We start from the raw sequence: 20,800 nt of genomic DNA, 5'->3' as shown, positions 1-20,800 counted from the left end.
CGATATGCGCGGCCCCGTCCGGGAGGTGCCAGAACATGGCCGTCGTCGCGTGCCGCGGCCTGTGTAAAAAGCACTATCGGGCCTGGCTGAAAGCGAACCCGCCTGTCGACCCGGCGATCGTCGCGGCGCACATCGAAGCGCTGCGTGAGCGCGGCCACGGATACCGGCGGATTGCCGACCTGTCGGGCGCTGGCATGACGACGATTTTCGAGATCGCGAAGGGTAAGAAGAAGTACATCGAGGCGCCGACTGCGGCGGCGATCTTCGCGGTCCCGTTCGATGCGCAGCCCGCCAGGATGGATCCGATCGGCGTGGTTCGCCGGGTCCGCGCGCTGGTCGCCCTCGGCTATACGGAAGTCCAGATCGCAGAGCACATTTCGATTCGGCAGAGCAACCTGTGGCCGTACACGTTCGGTCGGGCGAGTTGGGTTCGGCCGGAGACGTTCAACCGGATCGCCGCGGTGTTCCGCGTGCTCGAAGGCCAGGCGGCCCCGGTCGGCCCGGCTGCTGATCGGGCTCGTCGCCGCGCGGCAGAGCGTAGCTGGCTTCCTCCGCTGGCGTGGGACATCGAGACGATCGATGATCCGGCCGCCGAGCCGATCGTCGAAGCGATTCGCCGGGATACCCCGTGGAACGGTGTGCTCGACGAGTTCCGTGACGAATACCTGGATCTGCGAGATCACCTGCGGATGTCGGATGAGTTGATCGCTGACCGGCTCGGGATCACGATGGACCTGATACTGAAGCGGTTGTCGCGGTTGGGTATTGCGACGCAGAACGCGGCAACTGCGGCGGAGCGGCGGGCCTCGTGAAGTGCACGATCTGCCACTTGAAATGCGACCTCACGCCGGAGGGCACGTTCCCCATCCATCGCGTTCCCGACAAAGACAGGTACACGTTCTGCGACATGTCCGGCGAGTCGGCCGAACTCGCAGTGAGAGCGGAGGCGAGCCGATGAGTCGTAAAGCGTTGACCAATAGGGCGTTTCATGACGCGTCGGATCCACGGTGCGAACTACACCTGGTATCCGGTGAGCCGGCCCGGGCCGAGCGGCATTGCCCGAAGTGCCGCCCGACCGTCGAGCACATACCCACACCATCGAGGACCAGACGGAGAGCGACCCGGCCATGAGCATTCGACACATCGGCGTCTACACGCCACGCGACCCAGAGTGGATCCAGCCCGGCTCTGAGCAGCACCGCGCGATGATCTCCCCCTCTAAGGTCGGCGCGATCCTCGGCCTGTCTCGCTGGGAGTCGCCGTTCTCCCTGTGGAATCGGATGAAAGGGCTTGTCCCGCCGGAGGAACCGAAGGACGCGTTCGACCTTGGACACGACGTCGAGGACTTCGCCGCGAAACGCTGGCGGCGCAGACAGACCGAACGCTGGCTGCTGTCGCCAGGTGAAGTGCAATTCATCGTCGACCCGGAACACTTCGGCTTCCCCGCAATGGTGACGCTCGACCGGCGCGCTGTCCGCGGCCAGTCCCGCCGCGTCGTCGAATTCAAGATGGCGCGCGACCAGAACGACGCCGACAAGTGGGGCGACGACGGATCAGGCAACCTGCCGCCGGACTACTTCGCGCAGGTGCTGACCGCGATGCTGTTCACTGGCTGGACCGACAAGGCCGGACACCTGCTGTGCGTTGGCCCGCGGATCGGCGACGAACGACTCTACCAGGTCGAGTACGACGCCGACGCCCGCGCCGAGGCATCGTTCCTGATCAACGAGTGCCGCCGGTTCCACGAGTCGCTGTCGAACGACGATCCCCCGCCGCTCGATAAGTCTCCGGCGACCTACGACTGCATCAAGGCACTGCATCCCGACATTGACGGCACGACAGTCGATATCGATCCGGACGAAGCGCTCGACTACGCCGAGGCGCGTGTCGCGTTCGCGGCCGCCGACGACGAACTGAACCTGCAACGCAACCGTCTGCTGAAGCGGATGGAACAGGCGCAATACGCGAACCTCGGCGACCCGAAGCATGGCGGAATTCAGGTCGCCCGGCGCCAGCCCGGCTCGAAGGGCGGCGTCTCGTTCTACCCGTCGAAATCCATTACCCCGGACAAAGTTCGGGCACTGACCGGAGGAAACACTGATGACTGAGACCACCACGAAGGACCGCGTCGACGAAGAAAACCTGGTCGACGCCGCAGCGCGGGCGGAGCAGGAAAACGCGGCGAAGTCGATCGCCACCATCCGGCCGGAGCAGCAGCGCTGGGACGAGAATCAGACCGCGATCCTCCGTCAGATCGGACTCGAAGCCGCGACGCAGGGCGACCTCGACCTGTTTTTCCACGTCTGCCGCACAACAGGTTTGGACCCGTTCCGACGCCAGATCTACATGATCGGCCGGAACACAAAGATCACGGAGTGGGTCGAGGACGACAGCGCGCAGAACGGCCGTCGCAGGGTCGATAGCTGGGTTACGAAGTACACGATCCAGACGGGCATCGACGGCTACCGGAAGAACGGTCGCGAAGCCGCGAAGTATTACGGCGACACTCTTCGCTTCGAAGGCCCGTGGTTCACCGGCGAGGACGACTTCCACATCACCGATGACGGCGAGGTAATCCAGCATTGGCGGAAGGTCTGGCCAAAAGGCAAGCCGCCGTTCGCCGCCCGGTTCGTCATCTTTCGCGACGGCGAAGAGTTCGAGGGCATCGCCCACTACGACGAGTTCATGCAGACCGGCTATCAGGATCAGCCAAACGCGATGTGGGGGAAGATGCCCCGGAATCAGATCGCGAAGTGCGCGGAGGCCCTGGCGTGGCGCCGAACCTACCCGGACGACTTCTCCGGCCTGATCCTCGAAGACGCTGCGCAGTCGACAGTCATCGACCAGGAAGGCAACGTCGAGCAGGAACCGGCTTCGCGACGTCGGCCTGGCGGATCCGGCGTCGGCGGGCTGCGGGCCGCACGCGAGCAACGCGAACGTGAACGCGCCGAGAAGGACATTGTCGACGCCGAGGTCGTCGAGCCTGAAGCCACCGAAGAAACACCGCAACCGCAGGAAACCCGGGCCGGCGCCGCAGATACCGATGTGGTCGAAACGCAGGGCGAGCCGGAGGGCACGACGGCGGACGCCGGCCTGGGCGCACAGGATTCCGATCTGCGGAAAGCGGCCCGCGACAAGCTGAACGGGGCGATCTTCGCGACGTTCGGCGAGCTCGATCTGAATGGGAAAGATCAGCGCGGAGATCGACTGGTCATCATCCGGGCGATCGTCGGCCGCGACGTCGAATCATCGAAAGATCTCACCGACGACGAACTGCAAGCGCTGCGGAACGGTCTGATCTCACGGAAGCAGGCGGGCACCCTCGACGCCGACGTCACGGAGTGGCTGAACGAGGAATCGCTTCGCCAGCTCAACGACGAAATGAAGCAGGCCGAGACCGAGGCCGCCAGCCCGGGCGACACGTCCGGCGAGACTCGCGAGGGCGGCCAGTAATGCGGGACATCTGGCCGGAACTTGAAGCGAAGCTGACCGACATTATCGGCGAGGCTTTTCCTGATGCCAAGGATGACCACATTGCCGGCGTGGCTGAGAAGTCCACGGAATCCGCGCGGTCCTTTATCCAGGATGTGCTGTTTTGAGCGCGTCGCGCGGCTGCCGGTTGCGCCCCACTGGCCCGTTGATCGCAGGTGATCTGCGGATGCTCGTCAAACGCATGAACGAGCTGAATCTGCCCGACACCGCTGATGTCGAGATCCGGACGCCGATCTCCGGTGACCGGCGGGCCGCGCAGATCTCCGTGATCGATTACACGGCTGCCGTCGCGGAGGACATCACCGAGCCGCCGTTCGACCCCGAACACGACGGCACACCAGACACCGGCGGCAACCAGTACGCCGGAAACACCACGGCGATTCGTCGCTGAAACCCGAAGGGAAACAGAACAAGTGGGCAAAGACATGACGAAGGCGAGCGACCATCCGACAACGGACACGCTCGCCAAGACCGATGCGAACGGTGTGCGGGTCGGCGATGACGTCGACACCGGCGGCACGGAGGTCAAATTCAGCTTCGGCTCGCGGAATATCCGCGTCGACAAGGTGCCCGAGATGGGCGACACGTTCCTGATCATGCTGAAAGTCAAGGTCAACGGCGACGGCAATAAGGAGAACGCCAAGGGCGAGCTCTACCCGCGTCGCGATCTGACGATTCTCGGAGGGTGGCAGCCGGGGAAGAAGCCGCTGTCGGAGGACTCTCAGCCCGGCCTGTACGAGATCGACCCGGTGAACGGTGCACCGGCCAACACCGGCGACGACGACACCGGCGACGACGATGATTCGGTCGACACCGGCCAGGACGACACCGTCGTCGCCGCGAACTTCTCGGACGCGCCCTGATGTTGCGCGAATGGCTCTGGGCGCCGATCCTCATCGGCGCCGGCATCCTGTTCCCCGGCCTGGCCGCAGCACCCGTCCACGCTGACGCCGGCCCCGATATCGCGTTCCTTCAGGTGCTCGACGATCAGGGCATCACCTACAGCAACGCGACGAACATCATCGACGCCGGGCACGCGGTGTGCGAGTACCGGTCGGGCCACACGCTGAACGAGACGATCGCGATGATCCGCCGGAACAGCATCCTCGACCAGCACAACGCCGCCTATTTCGTCGGTGCCGCCGAGGCCGCCTACTGCCCCACATTCCTGGCGACGGAGCTCACCTGATGGCCGACATCGTGTTCCTCGATACGGAAACCCTCGGCCTCGACATCAACGCGCCGATCTGGGAATTCGCCGCCATCCTGCGGCAACCGGATGAGGACGTCGATCCCGACAGCGGCGCCGTCCTCGAATCTGAGATGCGCATCTTCATTCAGAACGACCCCAGCGTGTGGCTCGAAAGCCTGCCAGCACGCTTCGTCGCCGACTACATGGCTCGCTACGACGAGACCGAAGCGTTTTGCGGGAAGTCGGCAGCACGCTCGATCGCAACGTTCATCGGCGATGCGCACGTCATCGCCTGCAACCCGGTCTTCGACGACCCCCGCCTCGCGCAACTGCTGCGCGCCAACGGAGTCGAACCGCGATGGCATTACCACCCCGACGACATCACGTCGATCGTGAAGGGGTTCCTCGCGGCACGCAAAGAACTCCCGCCGCCGCCGTGGAGGTCCGAAGAGCTCTCACGCGCGATCGGCGTCGACCCGGCTGAGTTCGAGCGGCATACCGCAATGGGCGACGTGCTGTGGGTCCGCGCGCAATACGACGCAGTGATGGGCGGTGCCCGATGATCCGCATCGAGATCGAACCGGACACCGCCGCAGGCTACGTGCTGCGGGTCCGTGACGGCGACAACCACAACATTCTGCTGTCGTCGACGTCGCAGTCCTACGCGAACGAGCAGGACGCGGAGCGGCTGGCGAAGCGGCTGTTCGCGTCCCTCGAAGTGTGGTCGCAGGTAGTCGGCGTCGACCCACCCTTCACCGAGCCGGAGCCGGTCGGCCTGCTGGTCACCTACCGCAACGGTCAGAAGACGACCGGACTTGTCCGCGGCAAGCAGCTCGTCGATGACGGGGTCGATCTGCTGTGTGAGATCGAGGCTGATAAACGGACCGGCTACGTGTTTCGCGTCGTCACCCGCGAGAACGACAACGTTTTGCTGTCCTCGACCAGCCAGTCGTACTTGCATCCCGATCTGCCGATCCGGCTGGCGCGCCGCCTGTTCGGACTCGCACCGTTCGGCCCGGGCTCGAACCCGGAACCGGTGTGGCTGACCGTCACCTACCGCAACGGCACCACCAGGAAGGAACGGATCCGATGAGCTACGCGTCCTTCGACCAAGCCAACGACTGCCCGCGGTGCTACGGGGACGGCAAGATCGCCACCGACGACGACGGCAGTCCGTGGGGTGCATGGGAGGAATTGCCGCCCGGTAGCGATTTCGCGGTACGCCTCGGGATAGTCCGGCCGATCGACTGCCCGGACTGCGGCGGCACAGGATCGAGGGCGGCGGCCGAACATGACTGCGGCGATCCGAACTGCTCTGGCCTTGCCCTGCCGAAGAAGCCGGAACCAGAGATCCCAAACGACCTCGACCCTGATCACTTCGAGGACCAGGACGCATATGCGATCGCCGTGCAGATGCAGGCGATCGCCGACGTTGATCGTCCCGACTTCGATTGCGCGATCGGCGGCACGGCACCCGACGAGACCCGCGTGGAGATCGAGTACGCCACAGAGCCGATGCGTGGCAGTTCCGCCGCATATATCACCGACGACCTCTACAACGCGGTCGAGTCTCTGACGGACTTCTGCCAAGGCGCCCGCATCGTCAAGCGCCAAGTGACTTATGGCGCATGGGAATACGTGACACCAGAGGAAATCAAGTCATGACGACACCAGATACCGCCCGTGACAATCCGGTGACCGGGCTGAACGCCGACGTGTTCCCGCTGGCTGCTGTGCTGACTGTGCTCGTCGGTTCCAACGATCGCCCGTTCTGCACGCTCGGCAACCTGTATCGGATCCTCGGCTTCATGCTGCAAAACCGCAGCGTCGACCCGGCGGATCCGGACGCGCACGGCATACCCCGGGCCGAGCTGATCGACGACGCGATCGCGGTGTGCAAGCCCGAAATCCTGCGCCAACACCCCGAACTCGCGGCGATCACGAAGACACGGGCGACCAGCGACACCGGGATCTTGACATGGATCGCCGACCAAGAAACCCGCTACGGCCTGACCGTCACCCTCACACCACTACCGAAAGCCTGACCCATGAACAACATTCAAGAGAGCGAGCGCCGGCGGATCCGACTGAACGCCGTCGAAACTGCGCTTCGGATCCACCAGGACGCGAAGCACGCCGCCGGTGACGGGGTGCTCGACACCGCGGCCAAGATCACGACGTTCATCGAACGCGAAGTCGACACCATCGACGGCAACCCGCAGCAGGACGCCGAAGCGATGCAGCCGGATCCGCCGGAGCCGGTGACGCCGATCTACATCGGCTGCGTCGTCTACCACCCCGACCAGAGCGACCCGTCCCGCGGGACCTACGTCCGCCAGGACGCCGAGGGCAAGGAACTCGACTACTGGCGGGCCGGTGCACCGTTCCTGCCCCACCCGTCCAGCGCCCCGTACTTCATCGACACCAAAGGCACCCGATGAGCGACTACCCGGCCGGGATGACGTTGCGGCCGATCGAGGTGTGGCCGCGCTCCGAGACCCGGACACGCGTGCGCGCGCCGTTCTCGGCGTCCTGGTCGTCGACGCTGGACCTGCTCGACCGCGAACTGGTCTGCCTCGGCGACGGCGGCCGGCGCGCACCGTCCATCCTGCAAATCGCGATGCGAGAGCGGGACTTTCGGCTCAACGGCCTACCCCGTGCGAACTCCGTCCCAGCGCACCCCGGCGTGATCCTCAACGTCGAATCGAACAAGGGTCCACTGTCGATGCCGTGCGACAAATTCGACCGCTGGAAAGACAACCTCCGCGCGATCTCCCTCTCACTTGAAGCGCTCCGCCGCGTCGACCGCTACGGCACCACACCCGGCAACGAGCAGTACCGCGGCTGGCAGGCCATCGAAGCGCCGAAGCAGTCGCCCAAGCAGCTAATCGAGTTCCTCGCTGGAGTCGCGGATATGCCGCCACCGTCCAGCGCGGACGGAATCGCGCTCGCGTACAAGACAGCCCGCCGCAAGTCACACCCTGACCGGAACGACGGCGATCAGTCGTTGTGGGACATCGTCGAGCGCGCCGCGGGCCAGCTCCGCCGAGAGGGCTGGTTATGAGCTACATCGGAGACAAGCGCGAACAGTTGGCGCCGGGCACCCGCCTCGGCCCCGACTTCGACGGCATCGTCCACGAAGTCACCGACGCCACCTACAACCCGACCACCAACCGGACCAAGATCAGCACCCGGAAACTCGAAATCGCCGACTCACGACTGAGATTCGTCGGCGGTGACCAGTGACGCTGACCCTGACTGACCTGTTCTGTGGCGCCGGTGGCAGCTCGACCGGCGCCATTCTGATCCCCGGCGTCAAGGTGCGCGTCGCCTCGAATCACTGGCCGCTCGCCATCGAGACCCACAACACCAACCATCCCGACGCCGACCACATCTGTGCTGACCTGTCGCAGATCAGCCCCCGACTGTTCCCGCGCACGACGATGGGCTGGTTTTCGCCCGAGTGCACGAACCACACCATTGCGAAGGGCCGGAAACAGGCCGACGCGCAACCCGACCTGTTCGGCGATGTCCTGCCCGACGAAGCCGCCGAGCGATCACGCGCAACCATGTGGGACGTCGTTCGGTTCACCGAGCACCATCGCTACGAGCTCGTCTTCGTCGAGAACGTCGTCGAAGCGATGCGCTGGCATCCGTTCCGGGCGTGGCTGATGGCGATGGAAAGCCTCGGCTACGAGCACCACATCGTGTTCGTCAACTCGATGCACGCTCAGGTCTTCGGACCGGGCGCGCCACAGTCCCGCGACCGCATGTACGTCGTGTTCTGGCAGATCGGGAACCGCCGACCAGACTTCGACCGCCTGGTCCGGCCCGCCGCGGTGTGCCCGACGTGCGGCCCGATCCGCGCGATGCAGTCATGGAAGCGGCCCGACCGGACCCGTTGGGGCCGATACCGAGCGCAGTACGTCTACCGCTGCCCGGCCACCGCGTGCCGCAACCAGATCGTCGAGCCAGCGTTCCGCCCGGCCGCCGAGATCATCGAGTGGGACCTGCTCGGCCAGCGCATCGGGGACCGCGCGAAACCGCTCGCGGACAAGACGATGGCGCGAATCCAGGCCGGGATCAACCGGTACTGGGCGCCGCTGCTGGTGCCCGTCGAAGGCCGCGACGGCAAGCAGGCCGCCCCGGTCAACCAGGCAGCCCGGACGATGACCGCCCGCGCCGAAACAGCGCTCGCGTTCATGGCCGAGCTTCGCGGCGGCGGATCGAAACACCGCCCCGTGTCCGATCCGCTCGCCACCGTCACCGCATCGGGCAACCACCACGGCCTGGTCACCACGTACTACGGCAAGGGCGGCGTCCAGCCCGCGGGCGATGCGCTCGCCACGGTCACGGCCACCGAGCGGCACGCGCTGCTGATGCGGAACAACACCCCGCGCGGGAACCCGGCTCAACTCGTTACGCCAGCCGATGAGTACATGCGGACGCTCACGACGAGCGGACACCAGTCACTGCTGACCGGAGCGACGCTCGACATCGACGATGTTCTGTTCCGCATGTTGGAGCCGCGAGAGACGAAGCGTGCGATGGACTTCCCCGCCGCCTACGTGATGCTCGGCAACCGGCGCGAGCAGTCCCGTCTCGCAGGCAACGCCGTCTGCCCACCGAACGCGCGTGACCTCGTTGGCGTCGGTGTCGAATCCCTTGGGGTGGGCTGATGGACGTCTACGTGCTGATGGATGCCACCGAGGTCACCGCCGACGCGATGGTGCTCAGCGTCCACGGGCGACTACAGGGCGCAGAGCTGGCCCGCAGCGAGTATGCCAACCGCTACGGGCCGGCCGCATACCCCGGCATAGGCAGCGACGAAGCCGCGATCAAACGCCTCTACAACGTGCTGACGATCGTCAACCGCGACCTACAGGACGGTGACGAATGAAGGCACTGACAGTTCAACTACTGAGAGAGGGCCGCAGCGATGGCTAGGGCGACCGGTAAGGACCACGCACGGATCAACCTGGACATCTGGGGCGATGACGACTGGCTCGACCTCACACCGGCCGCGCAACACCTGTACTTCGTGCTCTGGACAAGCCCGCAGCTGTCCTACTGCGGCACGGGCGACTGGCGGCCCGCGAAGATCGCAGCCAAGGCCAAAGGGTGGACTCCCGCGCAGGTCGAAGCCGCCGCGGCCGAGCTGTCACGGCGGCTGTTCCTGATCATCGACACCGACACCGAAGAGTTCCTGCTGCGGTCCTGGGCGAAGCACGACGGCTTGTGGCGGACGCCGAATATGGCTGTCTCGATGGCGAACGCCCGGGCCGATCTGGCGTCGCGGACGCTGCGCGGAGTGTTCGTGTTCGAGGTACTGAAGCTGAAGAAACGGAACCCGGAGTCGACGTCTTGGACGCGTGAAGCCGTGGTCAAAATGCTGTCTCAGGCGGCGGTCGACCCTGCTGAACTGGCGTCGTTTACCCCCGCCGTAACCCTGACCGTAACCCCGGCCTCAACCCCACCGTTAACCCCCGACTTAACCCCACCGCCAACCCTTAACCCCACCGTAGGGGTTAACCCCACCGCCAACCCCGGCCCTACTCCTGCTCCTGCTACACCTCCGGCTCCATTCTCCAAGGGGGGTAACCAAGTTGGGGAACGTCACCAGAGCGTCCAGCCCGACTCGAACGCCCCCCCAAGCCCTTTCTGCCCCGACCATCCAAACGGAACGACCCGAGCGTGCCGCGCCTGCGGCATCGCAGGCGCTACGCGCCGCGACTGGGACGCAGCCCAAGCCGCCGCCGCGGGCGCCGCCGCCGAACGCCTCCGGTCCCTGATCCCGTCCTGCCCCGACTGCCGGGGAGACGGCTGGGTCATCGGCTCTGACGGCACAGCGCTCGACCCCGGCGTGAAGTGCTGGCACCCCAAGCTCCGCGAAATGGCCGACGCCAATGCGTGACGACCCGCAAGACCTCGACTACGCCCGCGGCCAGCAGTGGCACGCCCGCCAGGCCCACGCCCGCTCAGAGTGGCAGCGGATGCGCGACCAGGCGGTCACCGTGCCCTGCCCGATCCCGCCACTCGGCTGCGGAATGCCCGCCGGCGCAGCATGCGTCACCCGCACCCCCGGTGAGCCGCCGAAGCTGCTGACCCGGTTCCCAGCGCACTCCGCCCGAACTGCGCTCGCGAAGAAACTGGCCGACCAACAGCGGAAGGAGGCGAGCAACGCATGACGCAACCCGTTCACAAATCCAAGCCGCCGGAGACCGATCCGCTCGTCGAGCTCGACGCCGAACTCGACGACACGATCATCTGCGAATGCACCTGTTCGGCGTTTCCCGACCGGCACGGACCGGCCCGATGCGGCCAGCGCGCAACGCATTACGTCGAGGTTCACCGATTCGCGAGCTGTCAGCACCCCACAGTGATCGCGGATCCGAACGTCACCAGCGAGGGCGACTTGTGCGCCTACCTGTGCAGCGACTGCTTCGACAGCGGAATCGCCCTAGCCCAAGCCCAGATGTCACGGCTTCCCGACAACGCCTGCTGCCCACCACTGCCATCGGCCTACGGATGCGGCCGGCCCATGACCACGCTCGACGACTACATCCCTGTGAGGCGGACCCTATGAGCAAGAAAAGTAAACCCCTTGCCGATCTTGACTTTTCAGGACTGCTCGGCTGCATGAAATCCGGCCTGTTCACCTGCCGACTGTGCGGGCACAACGTGTTCCCCGGCGCCGAACTCTGCTTCCAATGCAAGGAGGTCGCGCACGTATGAGCGATCTGACGGCGATCTATTCGAAGCTGAACCGCACGGTCACGTCGACCAAGCCGGAGATGCGGCACGACAACGGTTGCCGGCACCCGCGCCGCCTCGAACGCATCGACGAGTGGACCGAACCCGACCCCGACAGCCGTTTCGAGCACTGCGTCACCCACACCGTGTGTCTCGGATGCGACACCACGACCGGCTACATCCGAGTGAAACGCGCCATCCGCCGCGGTGTCCGCCGGTGAGGCGCTACGTCGTCGGGATCGATCCGAGCCTGAAGAGGGCCGGCATCACCGTCCTACGCCTCGACGACACCGGTGTTGCACGGCCGAAAGTGCTGCGCGACACCGGATACTCGCTGCCCGAATCGGCGGGCTACGACGACCACTCAGACCGCATCGCCGTCAACTCCCGCACCGTCTACCAGATCCTCGACAAGCTCCCAGTGAAGCCCGAACTGGTGCTGATCGAGAACATGCTGCCCCCGAAGGACGGCAACTTCTCCCACAACGAGCGCGCCGCCCTCTGGTACGGCATCTGGTCGGGGATTAAGGCTCGCGGCCTTCCGCGCGCTGTGATCCAGCCGCCGACGCTGAAACTGTGGGCCACCGGGAATGGCCGGGCCGAAAAGGAAGACATCCTCGCCGCCGTGCAGGGCTGGTGGCCGACGATCCCGATCGCGAACCACGACATCGCCGACTCCGCGGTCTGCGCGGCGATGTGCGCAATGCGGATGGGCTGGAAACTGCCATTCCCGACTCGGCGCCGCCACTTCGCCGGAATGACCACCGTGCACTGGCCCGAAGCACTGGTCGCGCCGCACATCGACCAACTCGCCTCAACCCGATACCGAGGCATCTGATGAACGCAGCTGAAGTCTTAGCCGCGCTGCGGAGTCACCACAACACCTCTGCCCTGATCCCGGAAGTCGTGATCCAAGACGACTATCCAGTGTGGGCTGAACTCGAAAACGGCCACGGCAAGCCCTACACGCGACGAATCGACGCGCTGATGTTCGATGCTGGGTCAAACCAGCGCACAGCGATCGAAATCAAGGTCTCTCGATCAGATGTCCAGCGCGAGACGTGGAACAAGGTCCAGCCCTGGCGCCGCGTCGTGCACCGCTTCATCTATGCCGTACCCGCAGGACTCATCGAACGCCCACCGATCTACGGGTGCGGCCTGTGGTGGGTGCACGACCCGGATCCGCCCTATTACCCCTGCGGCCGCGTCGAAGTGCGGAAGAAAGCTGTGATCCAGCGTTTCCCGGAGCCATTGCCGCAGCATGTCATTCGGAGCCTCGCGTTCCGGGCGGCTGGGGTGCCTCTGGTCACCAACGACGACGTTCAGGGCGGTGTCTAGATGCCGGCTGGTGTGTATGACAGGGCGCGGATCCCGCGGCGTGGCCGCCCGGGGTTCCTCCGTACGATCCTCGGCGACCTCGACCGCGACTGGATGAGCCAGGCCGAATGCGCCCGGCTGCTGTCCCTCGACATGCCACTCGAACAACGCCGCCGCATCGGCGCCCTGATCGACGAAATCTTCTTCCCCGTGTCCGGCCGCAGCCACGACGCGAAGGCCCGCTACGAGAGACAGATGCAGCGCGGGAAATCGATCTGTGCGAACTGCCCCGTCCGGCCGCAATGCGAAGGCTACCGCCGAGCCCTCTCCGACCCGAACGGCATCTGGGGCGGTTACGACGAATTCGACCGCGCCCCGACCCGCTCCCGCGAGCCCGCCGGCCGGCCCCGACTCCACTCATCACAGGAAGGCAGCACACACCTATGAGCACCATCCGACTATGGAACGAGAGCTTCGAATTCCTTGCCGCACAGAGCGGCCCGGCACCGAAGCCCGGCGCAGAATTCATCACGATCCCCGGGCACAGCATCATCGCCGAGATCGTCAAGACGCACATGCGCCACGGTGAAGGCGACCTATGGATCACCATCGATCTCAGCGTCGCGGAATGGACGAACATGCACTACGTGCGGCGCCGGCGCGGCGGCAAGGTAACGAAGATCGACCTCGAAGACCGCCCATGTGAGTGCGGCTGGAGTCGCATCATCAACACCACGATCGCATGGGCATCAGTACCGGTCGGCGTCCCGTCATGAGCGGCGAAGTGCTGGTCCGGGCGTGGGAACCGAACCTGATCGACGAAGGCGCCCGACTCAAGGCCACTCTGGTCCGCCGCGACATCACATTCCAAGCTAGGACAGGCGATTTCGACGTCGAGCAGATCACCATGCCCGGCCTGGCCGTCATCGCCGAATCGGCCGGGCCGCGCAGCCAGAACGCCATCGACGTGTGCGTGAGCGCGATCCCGTCGCAGATCAAATTCACGATCCTGTCGACCGACGAACTGATCTGGATGCCGATCGCCGCGCACCGCGACACCTTCAACCACTGGCACCTCGAATGCGTCCCCTTCGCCGACTGGCTGCGCCTGAAGCTCCGCAACGAACCCGAACTGAGAGGAACCCCCAATGGCCGATAGCGTCTCCCCCCCAATTCAGGTCGAGATCCGCGTGAACGGCAAGACCGTGAGCACGATCCTGGCCGCCAGCTTTGCAGGCACCGAGGACCGTCACGGCGTCACCTTCAGCGCCGAGCGGTGGTTACCCACGATCCCGATGCCACCGAACGACGCGATCCCTGGACTCACTGGCACTGTGCTGCCAGATCTCATCGAAGAGAAGGTATTTCGCGCTGAAGCGTCACTGCGCAACGTGCCCGTCAACCTGTCCGACCTGGTCCACGACGCCATCTTCGAGGGGAACTGATCATGCTGAACCGCAAGCAGCGTCGCGCGAAGAAGATCACCGCCCGCCGGCCTTCACCCACCGATACCCCGGCCAAACAGTTCGCCGCATTCCTCAAACAACCGGGGAAGATCTACGCCGTCAAACTGCCCGACGAAAAATCGTTCATCGTCAAGGTCACCGAAGCCGAATACCCGATCTTCGCCACCATATGCTCCCAGCTGAACGCAGTCCTCGGATTCTGCGAAGTGCAAGGCATGACACCAGTCGAAGCGCACGTCGCCGACGTCGAAGAAGTTGCCCAATCCTCGGCCGAATCGACCCGGCGGATCCGCGAAGCCCGCGCCCGGCAGGAAGCCGCCGAAGAGCACCTGACGAATGCCCGCCGAGACGCCTCAAACTCGCGCTCAAAACTGGACACCGCCGAGGTAGACGCCTCGATGGCCCGCCACCCCGCCGGGAAGAAACGACCCGCAGGCGGCCGCCACCGCGCCGACGAACCCGACACCACCTTCGACCGCCTCGTAGCCTCCGGCGTCGTCGACAACAACGAAGGCGCCGCACAACTCGCCGCACTCGAAATCGCCGCAGCACAAGACGAAGTCAATCGAAAAGCAGACGACCTCGAAACCGCAAACCAACGACTCCGCGACGCCTACGAACGCGGCGGCGAAATCCACAACCAACGCGTTCTCGACGGATTCACCGAAAAAGCAGGCCAGGCCATCGCCGACCAGGCCGAACAGATCGAAACTGACAATCCGCCGAAAGAGTTTCAGCCGAATGTCACACCGTTCCGGCCGCAGCCGGGCCGCGGACACGACTGCGGCGCGAATGACGACTACTGGCAAGGCGCGCCCGGCGATATTCACATCTGCCGCGTGTGCGACGCCCGCTGGATCGCCGTCGAAGACGGTCCGCTCGACATCCGATGGGAGCGCTATCGCGAAGAAGAACCGGCCGTGCAGAAGATCGGCTGCCCGTTCTGCGATGCCAGATTCACCGGCCCCGACATCACAGGACTGATGAGCACCTACACCCGCCACATCGCCGACGAGCACGCCCCCGCCACCGATGCCGGATAACCAAGCATGGAAACGCTGCCACCAGTACGCCGAAGACCACGAAATCGCCTACGGCATCTGGGGAGGACAACGGCGCAACATTCACGGCGCCGTCAGCGGACACGAAGGGAAAAAGGTCGCCGCCAATGGCAGCCACACGTAAACGCCCATCGCCAGCCGAACGCGGCTACGACGACTCCCACCGAACCCGCGTCGAACGCCTCAAAGCCGCCCACGTCGACGGCACCCCCTGCTGGTGGTGCGGCCTCCCCATGTTCCTCGACCGCACCAAAAACCCCGACTACGACCCCAGCGCTACCCGCCGCGACGGCAAGCCAGATCTGACTTCCGGTGTCCTACATGGCGAACACAGCGCAGGCAAAGAAAACGGCGCAATGGCCGACAAACTCCTCCACGGCCTCTGCAACAAACAACGCGGCGACGGATCCCGCGACCACGAACGCCCCGCACTCCGCATCATCCGAACCTCCAACCTCGGAGACCTCGTAATGGGATGGCCCACAGCATGAACAGAGCAGAACGCCGCAAAAAGCAGAACGTCTGGACCGATGGTCGAACGCGTCGTGTGCAGCAGCTGCGGCGCACCAGCCCAATACGGCCCGTGCCCGAACTGCGGAACGGTGTTCGAAGGTGAGTAAGGAATCGAAACCGCGCGACCGCCACCGACAATCCATCGAAGCCGTCCGCGACCGACCCGACACCTTCTGCCCCGGCTGCGGCTACTACAACGTCGTCAACGGACACCACCGAACCGACTGCACCGCAGGCAGACACACACAACTCGAAACCAGGACACCATGACCGAGCCAACAGCCGAGCCAACCACAGAGCCGATGACCGACGCCGAATGGCTCATCGTCATGATGCTCTGCAAATTCTCCGAACCCATCGTCGGCCCCAACGCCTGGCTCTGCCGCCTCGCCTGGATCACCCTCGTAACCGGACAGGAATTCGACACCGAAGCAGCCATCGCCGACCACGCCGACTGGCTCAACCGACCCGAGAACGCAGAAACCCGAACTAATCTCGTCGCCTGCATCGACTACATACGCCGAGCCGCAGCCAAACCGCCACGCTGGACACTCCCCGACTTCGACCCGAGCCAGTGGACATTCGACACCGAAGCAAGCAGCCTCCACGTAGAGCCCTGGCACCCCGGAGACGACGACGACAAACCCCACGGCTCACCGATCATTCATCGACGTCGGACCCGCCAAATGGGACGGACGCCCATTCCCCGGCCGCTGCAACCACATCGACGGCGACACCCAATGCAACAACCAAGCCACCAGCAGCCACGGATACTGGGACGGCGGAGCACCCGGCGCCGGCACCTGGCGACAGAACAGCCGCTGCACACTCCACCTGACGACGGAGGACCAATGAGCGACCAGCCTGACAGCACTGATGATCCGGCGCTGCCTGCGGGCGCGATGATCGAAACCCTAGAGCAGCTGTGGGCAATGCCCGTGCGCACAGTCATCAAGGAAATGTTCGATCCCGCAGCGTTCCCAGCCTCAGCCGAGAACGGCGCCGTCTGGGAACGCTGGCACGTCGACACATGGGTCCGGCTGGACAACGGCCCGCATATCCCCGGACGCTTGCCGTTTCTTCCTGCGTTGATCCTGTGGGTACCGAAGACCGATGCCCAACCCACCCTCGAAGTGACCATCCAACCCGCCCATGGATGGCCCGGCATCGACTACGGCTGCAACGGTGTCTGGGTATCCACCACCGAGAACGGCGAGCGGATCTCGCTGCCAACTGATTGCGAGCAAGGCGCCATCGACCGAGACGAACTCGACGCACTCATCGCCTGCCTACACGCCATCCGAGATGCACGATGAGATACCGCGGACTGATCTACGCCATCCGAACACGCTGCGTGCGTGACTATCTGCAATGGGTGATCACCGGATCATCGCCACGAACACGGCCCGTCGACATCCAATCGAAGATCGCCGAGATCCGAGCACAGGGCGGAAGCGTCCGATGATCGTCGCCGAGCTCATCGAGAAGCTGTCCAAGGTCGACCCGACACTGCTCGTCTGCGACATCGACGGCGAATCAGGACTCAGCGCCGACATCTCAGTCATCGAGCAGACCGCATACGTCGACCGATCCGCCCCCTACGATCACCCCTTCATCGACAGCCCAAGCAAGACATACCGCACCGACCTCAACGAACGCGTCATCGTCATCACACGATGGGGACACAACGAAGACGAACCAGACAAGGCGGTCGAACTCTGATGCGAGAGACACTGCACAACAACGGCGACGGCACCTTCACCTGGACAGGCAGCGACGGCCGAGCATGGACACTCAGTGGCGGGCCGCTTCCCGAGCCAGATCCGCTGTTCATCCCCAACGATCGCGAGATGATGGCAGCACGCGGAGCGATAGCCGGCATCATCGGATCCGTCGCACTGAACAGAGAGCAACCGAGTCCCGCGCTGCTCGACAACATCATCCAGTCAGTCGTGCTGTCGCTGAGATGGCAACCACCCCAATCACCAGGCTCGCCTAAGACAGATCGCATCGAACTATCGATCGGTGGTCAGCACCGCGACATCCCTGTGAACGTGTCCGCGGTCGATGGCCTCACCAGCTATAGCTTCACGCTCGACCTCGGAGTCCTCGGCCGCCAGCGGGTCGAGATGGCCCTGTTCCATCGAGGCTCTGACCTGCGACAATGAGCCAGCAAACCGCCAATCCGGGCGATAGTGCGCTGACCTGCGACGATGCCCCCCCGAAAATTATCAGCTACCCCCCGGGGGGCCACTCCCAAGCGGTGAGTGGGACTTTTTTTTTCTTGCGTCGCCCGAAGTTCGCAGCCGGCCACCGATGACGCCTCGGAAGGCCGCCTCGAATCCGGTGGCAAAAGTGGACACACCGGCCAAAAAGGCTGCTCAAAGCACCAAACAACCCCCCCGTAAACGCACGGAATCGGCGTCAAAGCCGGTGAAACTCGTCCGTAAAGGGCGGAAGCCGGCCGCTGGTGCGCAGTTGTCGCGCGAATTGTCGTGGTCGACGGCTCCGTTCGCGGCGAAGACGCTGATAACGCAGGCGGCGCGGATCGCGGATCGGCTGGAAGTGATCGCCCGACTGCTTTCCGGTGATGCGGCAACGTGGTTGGCGGTGAAAGTCGACGGCCAGGTCGCCGAGGTGCGGCTGGTGGGGATCGTGCAGGAAGAACGTCAGCAGTCCGAAGTGCTGCGAAAGCTCATCATGGACATTCAGGCGATGCGGGCGAAGGACGACGGCGCGAAGGGCGGCGACAGTGGCGATCCGAAGCGGGCGGCCGATCCGCTTGTCCAGATCGTCACGGCCCACTACCCGAAGCAGCGAGCCTGACGTGGATATCGACGACGGACGGCCGGCGTGGCTTCAACTGCTCGACGACGGGGCGGTGATGCGGCGCTACATCGGGCCCGCCGACTTCCTCTGCCGCGTGATGGCCGGAGATGTGCTGACGCAGAAGGACTTCGTCACGGATCAGTCGCCGTTCGTGTCCACGTTGATTCACGACGGCATCGCGCGGCGGGCTCGGTGGATGGCGGCACACGATGGCTGACGAATGCCGGCATTGCTGGCGAGTGGGTGCGGAGCGGGACGGATGTAATTGCGTTCTGGAGCTGACGCCGCCGACACACCCCGATCATCGGCCGACTGATGGCTGATCTCGATGTCCGGTCGCCGGTGCGCGGCCGCGCTGATCTCGGTGATGACTTCCTGCCGAAGCCGTGGCCGAAGTATGTCGGCGACTGGCCGCGGCTGACCGGCCGCCAGGAGCCGGCGTTCTGGTCGGGCTTCGAGGGCGACGAGACGGACGGCGATGTCGCGGCGAATATCGGCTTCGAGGTTGGTCACCGGTGTATGCCGTGGCAGTGGTGGTCGCTGCGGAAGATCCTGTCGCGCCTCCCGGCCGACGAAGACGGCTTCCGGCTGTGGACGCACCCGGACTGCCTGCTGATCATCCCGCGGCAGAACGGGAAGACAGAGATCGCGATCCTGCTGATCCTGCTCGGGCTGTTCGTGTTCGGCGAGAAGATCATCTACTCGGCGCAGCGGTGGGCGACGGCCGAAGAGGTCTATGACCGGCTGATCGAGATCATCGAGGCGCATCCGTGGCTGTCGGATCGGCTGAATAAGCGGGTCGGGCTGAAGGACGGTTACTCGAAGGAGAAGGACCGCGGCGTCATCGAGGTTCGGATCGGCGATGAGATCGCGGAGGTCCGGATCGGTCTGCGGACAGCGGATCTGGGCAACGGTCTGACGAAGCTCGATCGGGTCATCTTCGACGAGGCGTACAAGCTGACGCCGGCGCAGAAGATCGCGCTCACCGGCGCGCAGCTGGCGGCCGAGAACCCGCAGACGATCTATCTATCGACGCCGCCGGTGCATTGGCTCCCGAAGTACCGCGACTGTCATGTACTGGCCGGGCTGCGGCGCCTCGGCCTGGCGCGGTCGTCGGAGCTGTTCTTCGCGGAGTGGATGGCGGAACGGCCGGAGCCGGATGAGCGGAACCCGGAGGAATATGCGCGGCTACTGAAGGCCGCTCGGGACAATCCGGATGCCGCGCGGCAGGCGAACCCGTCGCACGGTGTGATCCATCGGCAGCGCGACATGGATCGCGAGAAGCGGCAGGCGTCGTCGCCGGACGAAGTGGCGCTCTACTGCGCCGACTATCTCGGTTGGGGAGAATATCCGCCAGATGAGCAGGATCGGCCGTTGCCGTTCCCGCTGGAAGCGTGGCGCGACATGACGGAGACAGCTCCGGTTCTGGTGGGCGATCGGGTGATCGCCGTGCACCGTTCGCTCGACCGCGAGTGGTGGGCGATCGCGGCGGGCTGCCGCACTGCTGGCGGGAAGGTGCATCTCGAGGTGGGCTATCTGCGGCGTGTGAAGTTGCCGCAGGTCGCGCTGTTTTTGGCGATCCTGATCGAGATGTGGGATCCGGCGGCGATCATCGTCGACGGCCGCGGCCCGGCGAACGTCCTGGTCGCGAAGATGAAGGATCTCGGCTTCGAGGTGCTGGAAGCGAACACGCCGCAGATGGCGAAGGCGTGTGGTGGCTTCGTAGACGCGGCGCTGGCCGGCGAGTTGTCGCACGTCGGGCAGCCGATCCTCGAAGACGCGATCAAAGTCGTTCAGAAACGCGAACTCCCGATGGGCGACTTCGTGTGGAACGACGCGGAGCTCGGCGTGCCGCAGTGGACGGCCGTCACGCTGGCGCACTGGGGAACGCAGATGTTCTCCGAGGAAGTCGGCGAGTCCCCGGCGCCGGCCATCTCGCGCGACGTGCAGAACCTCGACGAGGTCGACCTACTCGAAGCCGCCTTCTAACACGTCACCGACTGCGGTTCCTGGCGGCCGAAGGTCCAGCAGATTACGTGCGTGCCTCCAGGCTGCGGCCTCTGTGTCGTGCGACTGGCGATAGTCTTTGTCGCCGTTTAGCGTCCACGAGACTCGCCATTGCTCTCGGCCTGGCCGGGCTGTGATGTTCTGATCGTCGCGCAGTTCGTGCAGCGGCG

36 protein-coding genes are annotated in these 20,800 nt (G+C 64.9%); all 36 read left to right on the top strand.

All coding sequences use genetic code 11. The features are described from left to right. Positions 1-35: 35 nt before the first annotated feature. A complete protein-coding gene (locus H7J73_RS32695) occupies positions 36-812 on the top strand; it encodes a hypothetical protein (protein WP_264072004.1) in 777 nt (258 codons plus the stop codon). A 315-nt stretch (positions 813-1,127) separates the two neighbouring features. Continuing rightward, a complete protein-coding gene (locus H7J73_RS32690; protein WP_264072003.1) occupies positions 1,128-2,108 on the top strand; it encodes a YqaJ viral recombinase family protein in 981 nt (326 codons plus the stop codon). After that, positions 2,101-3,453: a recombinase RecT gene (locus tag H7J73_RS32685; protein WP_264072002.1), complete on the top strand. Its 1,353-nt coding sequence runs from the start codon at positions 2,101-2,103 to the stop codon at positions 3,451-3,453. The genes H7J73_RS32690 and H7J73_RS32685 overlap by 8 nt, the downstream gene beginning before the upstream one ends. Then, positions 3,453-3,599: a hypothetical protein gene (locus tag H7J73_RS32680; protein WP_264072001.1), complete on the top strand. Its 147-nt coding sequence runs from the start codon at positions 3,453-3,455 to the stop codon at positions 3,597-3,599. Before H7J73_RS32685 ends, H7J73_RS32680 begins: the two co-directional genes overlap by 1 nt. Beyond that, on the top strand, positions 3,596-3,883 hold the full coding sequence (locus tag H7J73_RS32675; RefSeq protein WP_264072000.1) for a hypothetical protein: 288 nt from the start codon (positions 3,596-3,598) through the stop codon (positions 3,881-3,883). Before H7J73_RS32680 ends, H7J73_RS32675 begins: the two co-directional genes overlap by 4 nt. A gap of 34 nt (positions 3,884-3,917) precedes the next feature. Then, positions 3,918-4,355 carry a hypothetical protein gene (locus tag H7J73_RS32670; protein WP_264071999.1) on the top strand — a complete coding sequence of 146 codons (438 nt, stop codon included), beginning with the start codon at positions 3,918-3,920 and terminating at the stop codon, positions 4,353-4,355. Beyond that, the gene (locus H7J73_RS32665) at positions 4,355-4,681 is read left to right on the top strand and encodes a DUF732 domain-containing protein (protein WP_264071997.1); all 327 of its coding nucleotides are present in this window, start codon (positions 4,355-4,357) and stop codon (positions 4,679-4,681) included. The genes H7J73_RS32670 and H7J73_RS32665 overlap by 1 nt, the downstream gene beginning before the upstream one ends. Further along, entirely contained in the window at positions 4,681-5,247 is a 567-nt protein-coding gene (locus H7J73_RS32660; RefSeq protein WP_264071996.1) for a 3'-5' exonuclease family protein, read from the top strand. Before H7J73_RS32665 ends, H7J73_RS32660 begins: the two co-directional genes overlap by 1 nt. Then, positions 5,244-5,777, top strand: coding sequence for a hypothetical protein (locus H7J73_RS32655; protein WP_264071995.1), 534 nt, complete (start codon positions 5,244-5,246; stop codon positions 5,775-5,777). Before H7J73_RS32660 ends, H7J73_RS32655 begins: the two co-directional genes overlap by 4 nt. Next, complete coding sequence (locus H7J73_RS32650) at positions 5,774-6,349, top strand: hypothetical protein (RefSeq protein ID WP_264071994.1); 576 nt, start codon at positions 5,774-5,776, stop codon at positions 6,347-6,349. The genes H7J73_RS32655 and H7J73_RS32650 overlap by 4 nt, the downstream gene beginning before the upstream one ends. After that, positions 6,346-6,729, top strand: coding sequence for a hypothetical protein (locus H7J73_RS32645; protein ID WP_264071993.1), 384 nt, complete (start codon positions 6,346-6,348; stop codon positions 6,727-6,729). The genes H7J73_RS32650 and H7J73_RS32645 overlap by 4 nt, the downstream gene beginning before the upstream one ends. Positions 6,730-6,732: 3 nt before the next feature. Then, positions 6,733-7,125: a hypothetical protein gene (locus H7J73_RS32640; protein WP_264071991.1), complete on the top strand. Its 393-nt coding sequence runs from the start codon at positions 6,733-6,735 to the stop codon at positions 7,123-7,125. Continuing rightward, the gene (locus H7J73_RS32635) at positions 7,122-7,748 is read left to right on the top strand and encodes a molecular chaperone DnaJ (RefSeq protein WP_264071990.1); all 627 of its coding nucleotides are present in this window, start codon (positions 7,122-7,124) and stop codon (positions 7,746-7,748) included. The genes H7J73_RS32640 and H7J73_RS32635 overlap by 4 nt, the downstream gene beginning before the upstream one ends. After that, positions 7,745-7,930: a hypothetical protein gene (locus H7J73_RS32630; RefSeq protein WP_264071989.1), complete on the top strand. Its 186-nt coding sequence runs from the start codon at positions 7,745-7,747 to the stop codon at positions 7,928-7,930. The genes H7J73_RS32635 and H7J73_RS32630 overlap by 4 nt, the downstream gene beginning before the upstream one ends. Next, the gene (locus tag H7J73_RS32625) at positions 7,927-9,363 is read left to right on the top strand and encodes a DNA cytosine methyltransferase (RefSeq protein WP_264071988.1); all 1,437 of its coding nucleotides are present in this window, start codon (positions 7,927-7,929) and stop codon (positions 9,361-9,363) included. The genes H7J73_RS32630 and H7J73_RS32625 overlap by 4 nt, the downstream gene beginning before the upstream one ends. Next, positions 9,363-9,584: a hypothetical protein gene (locus H7J73_RS32620; RefSeq protein ID WP_264071987.1), complete on the top strand. Its 222-nt coding sequence runs from the start codon at positions 9,363-9,365 to the stop codon at positions 9,582-9,584. The genes H7J73_RS32625 and H7J73_RS32620 overlap by 1 nt, the downstream gene beginning before the upstream one ends. A gap of 39 nt (positions 9,585-9,623) precedes the next feature. Further along, complete coding sequence (locus tag H7J73_RS32615) at positions 9,624-10,598, top strand: hypothetical protein (RefSeq protein WP_264071986.1); 975 nt, start codon at positions 9,624-9,626, stop codon at positions 10,596-10,598. Continuing rightward, on the top strand, positions 10,591-10,872 hold the full coding sequence (locus H7J73_RS32610; protein ID WP_264071985.1) for a zinc finger domain-containing protein: 282 nt from the start codon (positions 10,591-10,593) through the stop codon (positions 10,870-10,872). The genes H7J73_RS32615 and H7J73_RS32610 overlap by 8 nt, the downstream gene beginning before the upstream one ends. Beyond that, entirely contained in the window at positions 10,869-11,270 is a 402-nt protein-coding gene (locus H7J73_RS32605) for a hypothetical protein (protein ID WP_264071984.1), read from the top strand. Before H7J73_RS32610 ends, H7J73_RS32605 begins: the two co-directional genes overlap by 4 nt. Then, on the top strand, positions 11,267-11,419 hold the full coding sequence (locus H7J73_RS32600) for a hypothetical protein (protein WP_264071983.1): 153 nt from the start codon (positions 11,267-11,269) through the stop codon (positions 11,417-11,419). Before H7J73_RS32605 ends, H7J73_RS32600 begins: the two co-directional genes overlap by 4 nt. After that, on the top strand, positions 11,416-11,658 hold the full coding sequence (locus tag H7J73_RS32595) for a hypothetical protein (protein ID WP_264071982.1): 243 nt from the start codon (positions 11,416-11,418) through the stop codon (positions 11,656-11,658). Before H7J73_RS32600 ends, H7J73_RS32595 begins: the two co-directional genes overlap by 4 nt. After that, on the top strand, positions 11,655-12,275 hold the full coding sequence (locus H7J73_RS32590) for a RuvC family protein (protein ID WP_264071981.1): 621 nt from the start codon (positions 11,655-11,657) through the stop codon (positions 12,273-12,275). Before H7J73_RS32595 ends, H7J73_RS32590 begins: the two co-directional genes overlap by 4 nt. Then, entirely contained in the window at positions 12,275-12,775 is a 501-nt protein-coding gene (locus tag H7J73_RS32585; protein WP_264071980.1) for a hypothetical protein, read from the top strand. The genes H7J73_RS32590 and H7J73_RS32585 overlap by 1 nt, the downstream gene beginning before the upstream one ends. Continuing rightward, positions 12,776-13,201, top strand: a complete 426-nt coding sequence (locus tag H7J73_RS32580) for a WhiB family transcriptional regulator (protein ID WP_264071979.1) — start codon at positions 12,776-12,778, stop codon at positions 13,199-13,201. Continuing rightward, positions 13,198-13,530 carry a hypothetical protein gene (locus H7J73_RS32575; RefSeq protein ID WP_264071978.1) on the top strand — a complete coding sequence of 111 codons (333 nt, stop codon included), beginning with the start codon at positions 13,198-13,200 and terminating at the stop codon, positions 13,528-13,530. Before H7J73_RS32580 ends, H7J73_RS32575 begins: the two co-directional genes overlap by 4 nt. Then, positions 13,527-13,913, top strand: coding sequence for a hypothetical protein (locus tag H7J73_RS32570; protein WP_264071977.1), 387 nt, complete (start codon positions 13,527-13,529; stop codon positions 13,911-13,913). Before H7J73_RS32575 ends, H7J73_RS32570 begins: the two co-directional genes overlap by 4 nt. Next, positions 13,903-14,199: a hypothetical protein gene (locus H7J73_RS32565; RefSeq protein WP_264071976.1), complete on the top strand. Its 297-nt coding sequence runs from the start codon at positions 13,903-13,905 to the stop codon at positions 14,197-14,199. The genes H7J73_RS32570 and H7J73_RS32565 overlap by 11 nt, the downstream gene beginning before the upstream one ends. Positions 14,200-14,201: 2 nt before the next feature. Then, positions 14,202-15,263 (top strand): hypothetical protein, encoded by a 1,062-nt coding sequence (locus tag H7J73_RS32560; protein WP_264071975.1) that lies wholly within the window; start codon positions 14,202-14,204, stop codon positions 15,261-15,263. A gap of 125 nt (positions 15,264-15,388) precedes the next feature. Further along, on the top strand, positions 15,389-15,772 hold the full coding sequence (locus H7J73_RS32555; protein ID WP_264071974.1) for a hypothetical protein: 384 nt from the start codon (positions 15,389-15,391) through the stop codon (positions 15,770-15,772). 121 nt (positions 15,773-15,893) lie between these two features. After that, complete coding sequence (locus H7J73_RS32550) at positions 15,894-16,064, top strand: hypothetical protein (protein ID WP_264071973.1); 171 nt, start codon at positions 15,894-15,896, stop codon at positions 16,062-16,064. 581 nt (positions 16,065-16,645) lie between these two features. After that, positions 16,646-17,110, top strand: coding sequence for a hypothetical protein (locus H7J73_RS32545; protein ID WP_264071972.1), 465 nt, complete (start codon positions 16,646-16,648; stop codon positions 17,108-17,110). Positions 17,111-17,255: 145 nt separating this feature from the next. After that, positions 17,256-17,516 carry a hypothetical protein gene (locus H7J73_RS32540; protein ID WP_264071971.1) on the top strand — a complete coding sequence of 87 codons (261 nt, stop codon included), beginning with the start codon at positions 17,256-17,258 and terminating at the stop codon, positions 17,514-17,516. Further along, positions 17,516-17,962 (top strand): hypothetical protein, encoded by a 447-nt coding sequence (locus H7J73_RS32535; RefSeq protein ID WP_264071970.1) that lies wholly within the window; start codon positions 17,516-17,518, stop codon positions 17,960-17,962. The genes H7J73_RS32540 and H7J73_RS32535 overlap by 1 nt, the downstream gene beginning before the upstream one ends. A gap of 187 nt (positions 17,963-18,149) precedes the next feature. Further along, complete coding sequence (locus H7J73_RS32530) at positions 18,150-18,620, top strand: hypothetical protein (RefSeq protein ID WP_264071969.1); 471 nt, start codon at positions 18,150-18,152, stop codon at positions 18,618-18,620. A gap of 1 nt (position 18,621) precedes the next feature. Continuing rightward, positions 18,622-18,840, top strand: coding sequence for a hypothetical protein (locus H7J73_RS32525; protein WP_264071968.1), 219 nt, complete (start codon positions 18,622-18,624; stop codon positions 18,838-18,840). A 98-nt stretch (positions 18,841-18,938) separates the two neighbouring features. After that, positions 18,939-20,612 carry a terminase large subunit domain-containing protein gene (locus H7J73_RS32520; RefSeq protein ID WP_264071967.1) on the top strand — a complete coding sequence of 558 codons (1,674 nt, stop codon included), beginning with the start codon at positions 18,939-18,941 and terminating at the stop codon, positions 20,610-20,612. Positions 20,613-20,800 lie beyond the last annotated feature (188 nt).

Source organism: Mycolicibacterium komossense, assembly GCF_025822605.1.
Classification (GTDB): domain Bacteria; phylum Actinomycetota; class Actinomycetes; order Mycobacteriales; family Mycobacteriaceae; genus Mycobacterium; species Mycobacterium komossense.
Note: the sequence above shows the minus strand (reverse complement) of the source record. Positions and strands in the feature narration are given on the sequence as shown.

Excerpts from the sequence above, each read along its gene's own strand:
- H7J73_RS32695 (WP_264072004.1), top strand. The coding sequence starts at position 36 with ATGGCCGTCGTCGCGTGCCGCGGCCTGTGTAAAAAGCACTATCGGGCC.
- H7J73_RS32690 (WP_264072003.1), top strand. The coding sequence starts at position 1,128 with ATGAGCATTCGACACATCGGCGTCTACACGCCACGCGACCCAGAGTGG.
- H7J73_RS32685 (WP_264072002.1), top strand. The coding sequence starts at position 2,101 with ATGACTGAGACCACCACGAAGGACCGCGTCGACGAAGAAAACCTGGTC.
- H7J73_RS32680 (WP_264072001.1), top strand. The coding sequence starts at position 3,453 with ATGCGGGACATCTGGCCGGAACTTGAAGCGAAGCTGACCGACATTATC.
- H7J73_RS32670 (WP_264071999.1), top strand. The coding sequence starts at position 3,918 with ATGACGAAGGCGAGCGACCATCCGACAACGGACACGCTCGCCAAGACC.
- H7J73_RS32665 (WP_264071997.1), top strand. The coding sequence starts at position 4,355 with ATGTTGCGCGAATGGCTCTGGGCGCCGATCCTCATCGGCGCCGGCATC.
- H7J73_RS32660 (WP_264071996.1), top strand. The coding sequence starts at position 4,681 with ATGGCCGACATCGTGTTCCTCGATACGGAAACCCTCGGCCTCGACATC.
- H7J73_RS32655 (WP_264071995.1), top strand. The coding sequence starts at position 5,244 with ATGATCCGCATCGAGATCGAACCGGACACCGCCGCAGGCTACGTGCTG.
- H7J73_RS32650 (WP_264071994.1), top strand. The coding sequence starts at position 5,774 with ATGAGCTACGCGTCCTTCGACCAAGCCAACGACTGCCCGCGGTGCTAC.
- H7J73_RS32645 (WP_264071993.1), top strand. The coding sequence starts at position 6,346 with ATGACGACACCAGATACCGCCCGTGACAATCCGGTGACCGGGCTGAAC.
- H7J73_RS32640 (WP_264071991.1), top strand. The coding sequence starts at position 6,733 with ATGAACAACATTCAAGAGAGCGAGCGCCGGCGGATCCGACTGAACGCC.
- H7J73_RS32635 (WP_264071990.1), top strand. The coding sequence starts at position 7,122 with ATGAGCGACTACCCGGCCGGGATGACGTTGCGGCCGATCGAGGTGTGG.
- H7J73_RS32630 (WP_264071989.1), top strand. The coding sequence starts at position 7,745 with ATGAGCTACATCGGAGACAAGCGCGAACAGTTGGCGCCGGGCACCCGC.
- H7J73_RS32620 (WP_264071987.1), top strand. The coding sequence starts at position 9,363 with ATGGACGTCTACGTGCTGATGGATGCCACCGAGGTCACCGCCGACGCG.
- H7J73_RS32615 (WP_264071986.1), top strand. The coding sequence starts at position 9,624 with ATGGCTAGGGCGACCGGTAAGGACCACGCACGGATCAACCTGGACATC.
- H7J73_RS32610 (WP_264071985.1), top strand. The coding sequence starts at position 10,591 with ATGCGTGACGACCCGCAAGACCTCGACTACGCCCGCGGCCAGCAGTGG.
- H7J73_RS32605 (WP_264071984.1), top strand. The coding sequence starts at position 10,869 with ATGACGCAACCCGTTCACAAATCCAAGCCGCCGGAGACCGATCCGCTC.
- H7J73_RS32600 (WP_264071983.1), top strand. The coding sequence starts at position 11,267 with ATGAGCAAGAAAAGTAAACCCCTTGCCGATCTTGACTTTTCAGGACTG.
- H7J73_RS32595 (WP_264071982.1), top strand. The coding sequence starts at position 11,416 with ATGAGCGATCTGACGGCGATCTATTCGAAGCTGAACCGCACGGTCACG.
- H7J73_RS32585 (WP_264071980.1), top strand. The coding sequence starts at position 12,275 with ATGAACGCAGCTGAAGTCTTAGCCGCGCTGCGGAGTCACCACAACACC.
- H7J73_RS32580 (WP_264071979.1), top strand. The coding sequence starts at position 12,776 with ATGCCGGCTGGTGTGTATGACAGGGCGCGGATCCCGCGGCGTGGCCGC.
- H7J73_RS32575 (WP_264071978.1), top strand. The coding sequence starts at position 13,198 with ATGAGCACCATCCGACTATGGAACGAGAGCTTCGAATTCCTTGCCGCA.
- H7J73_RS32570 (WP_264071977.1), top strand. The coding sequence starts at position 13,527 with ATGAGCGGCGAAGTGCTGGTCCGGGCGTGGGAACCGAACCTGATCGAC.
- H7J73_RS32565 (WP_264071976.1), top strand. The coding sequence starts at position 13,903 with ATGGCCGATAGCGTCTCCCCCCCAATTCAGGTCGAGATCCGCGTGAAC.
- H7J73_RS32560 (WP_264071975.1), top strand. The coding sequence starts at position 14,202 with ATGCTGAACCGCAAGCAGCGTCGCGCGAAGAAGATCACCGCCCGCCGG.
- H7J73_RS32555 (WP_264071974.1), top strand. The coding sequence starts at position 15,389 with ATGGCAGCCACACGTAAACGCCCATCGCCAGCCGAACGCGGCTACGAC.
- H7J73_RS32545 (WP_264071972.1), top strand. The coding sequence starts at position 16,646 with ATGAGCGACCAGCCTGACAGCACTGATGATCCGGCGCTGCCTGCGGGC.
- H7J73_RS32540 (WP_264071971.1), top strand. The coding sequence starts at position 17,256 with ATGATCGTCGCCGAGCTCATCGAGAAGCTGTCCAAGGTCGACCCGACA.
- H7J73_RS32535 (WP_264071970.1), top strand. The coding sequence starts at position 17,516 with ATGCGAGAGACACTGCACAACAACGGCGACGGCACCTTCACCTGGACA.
- H7J73_RS32520 (WP_264071967.1), top strand. The coding sequence starts at position 18,939 with ATGGCTGATCTCGATGTCCGGTCGCCGGTGCGCGGCCGCGCTGATCTC.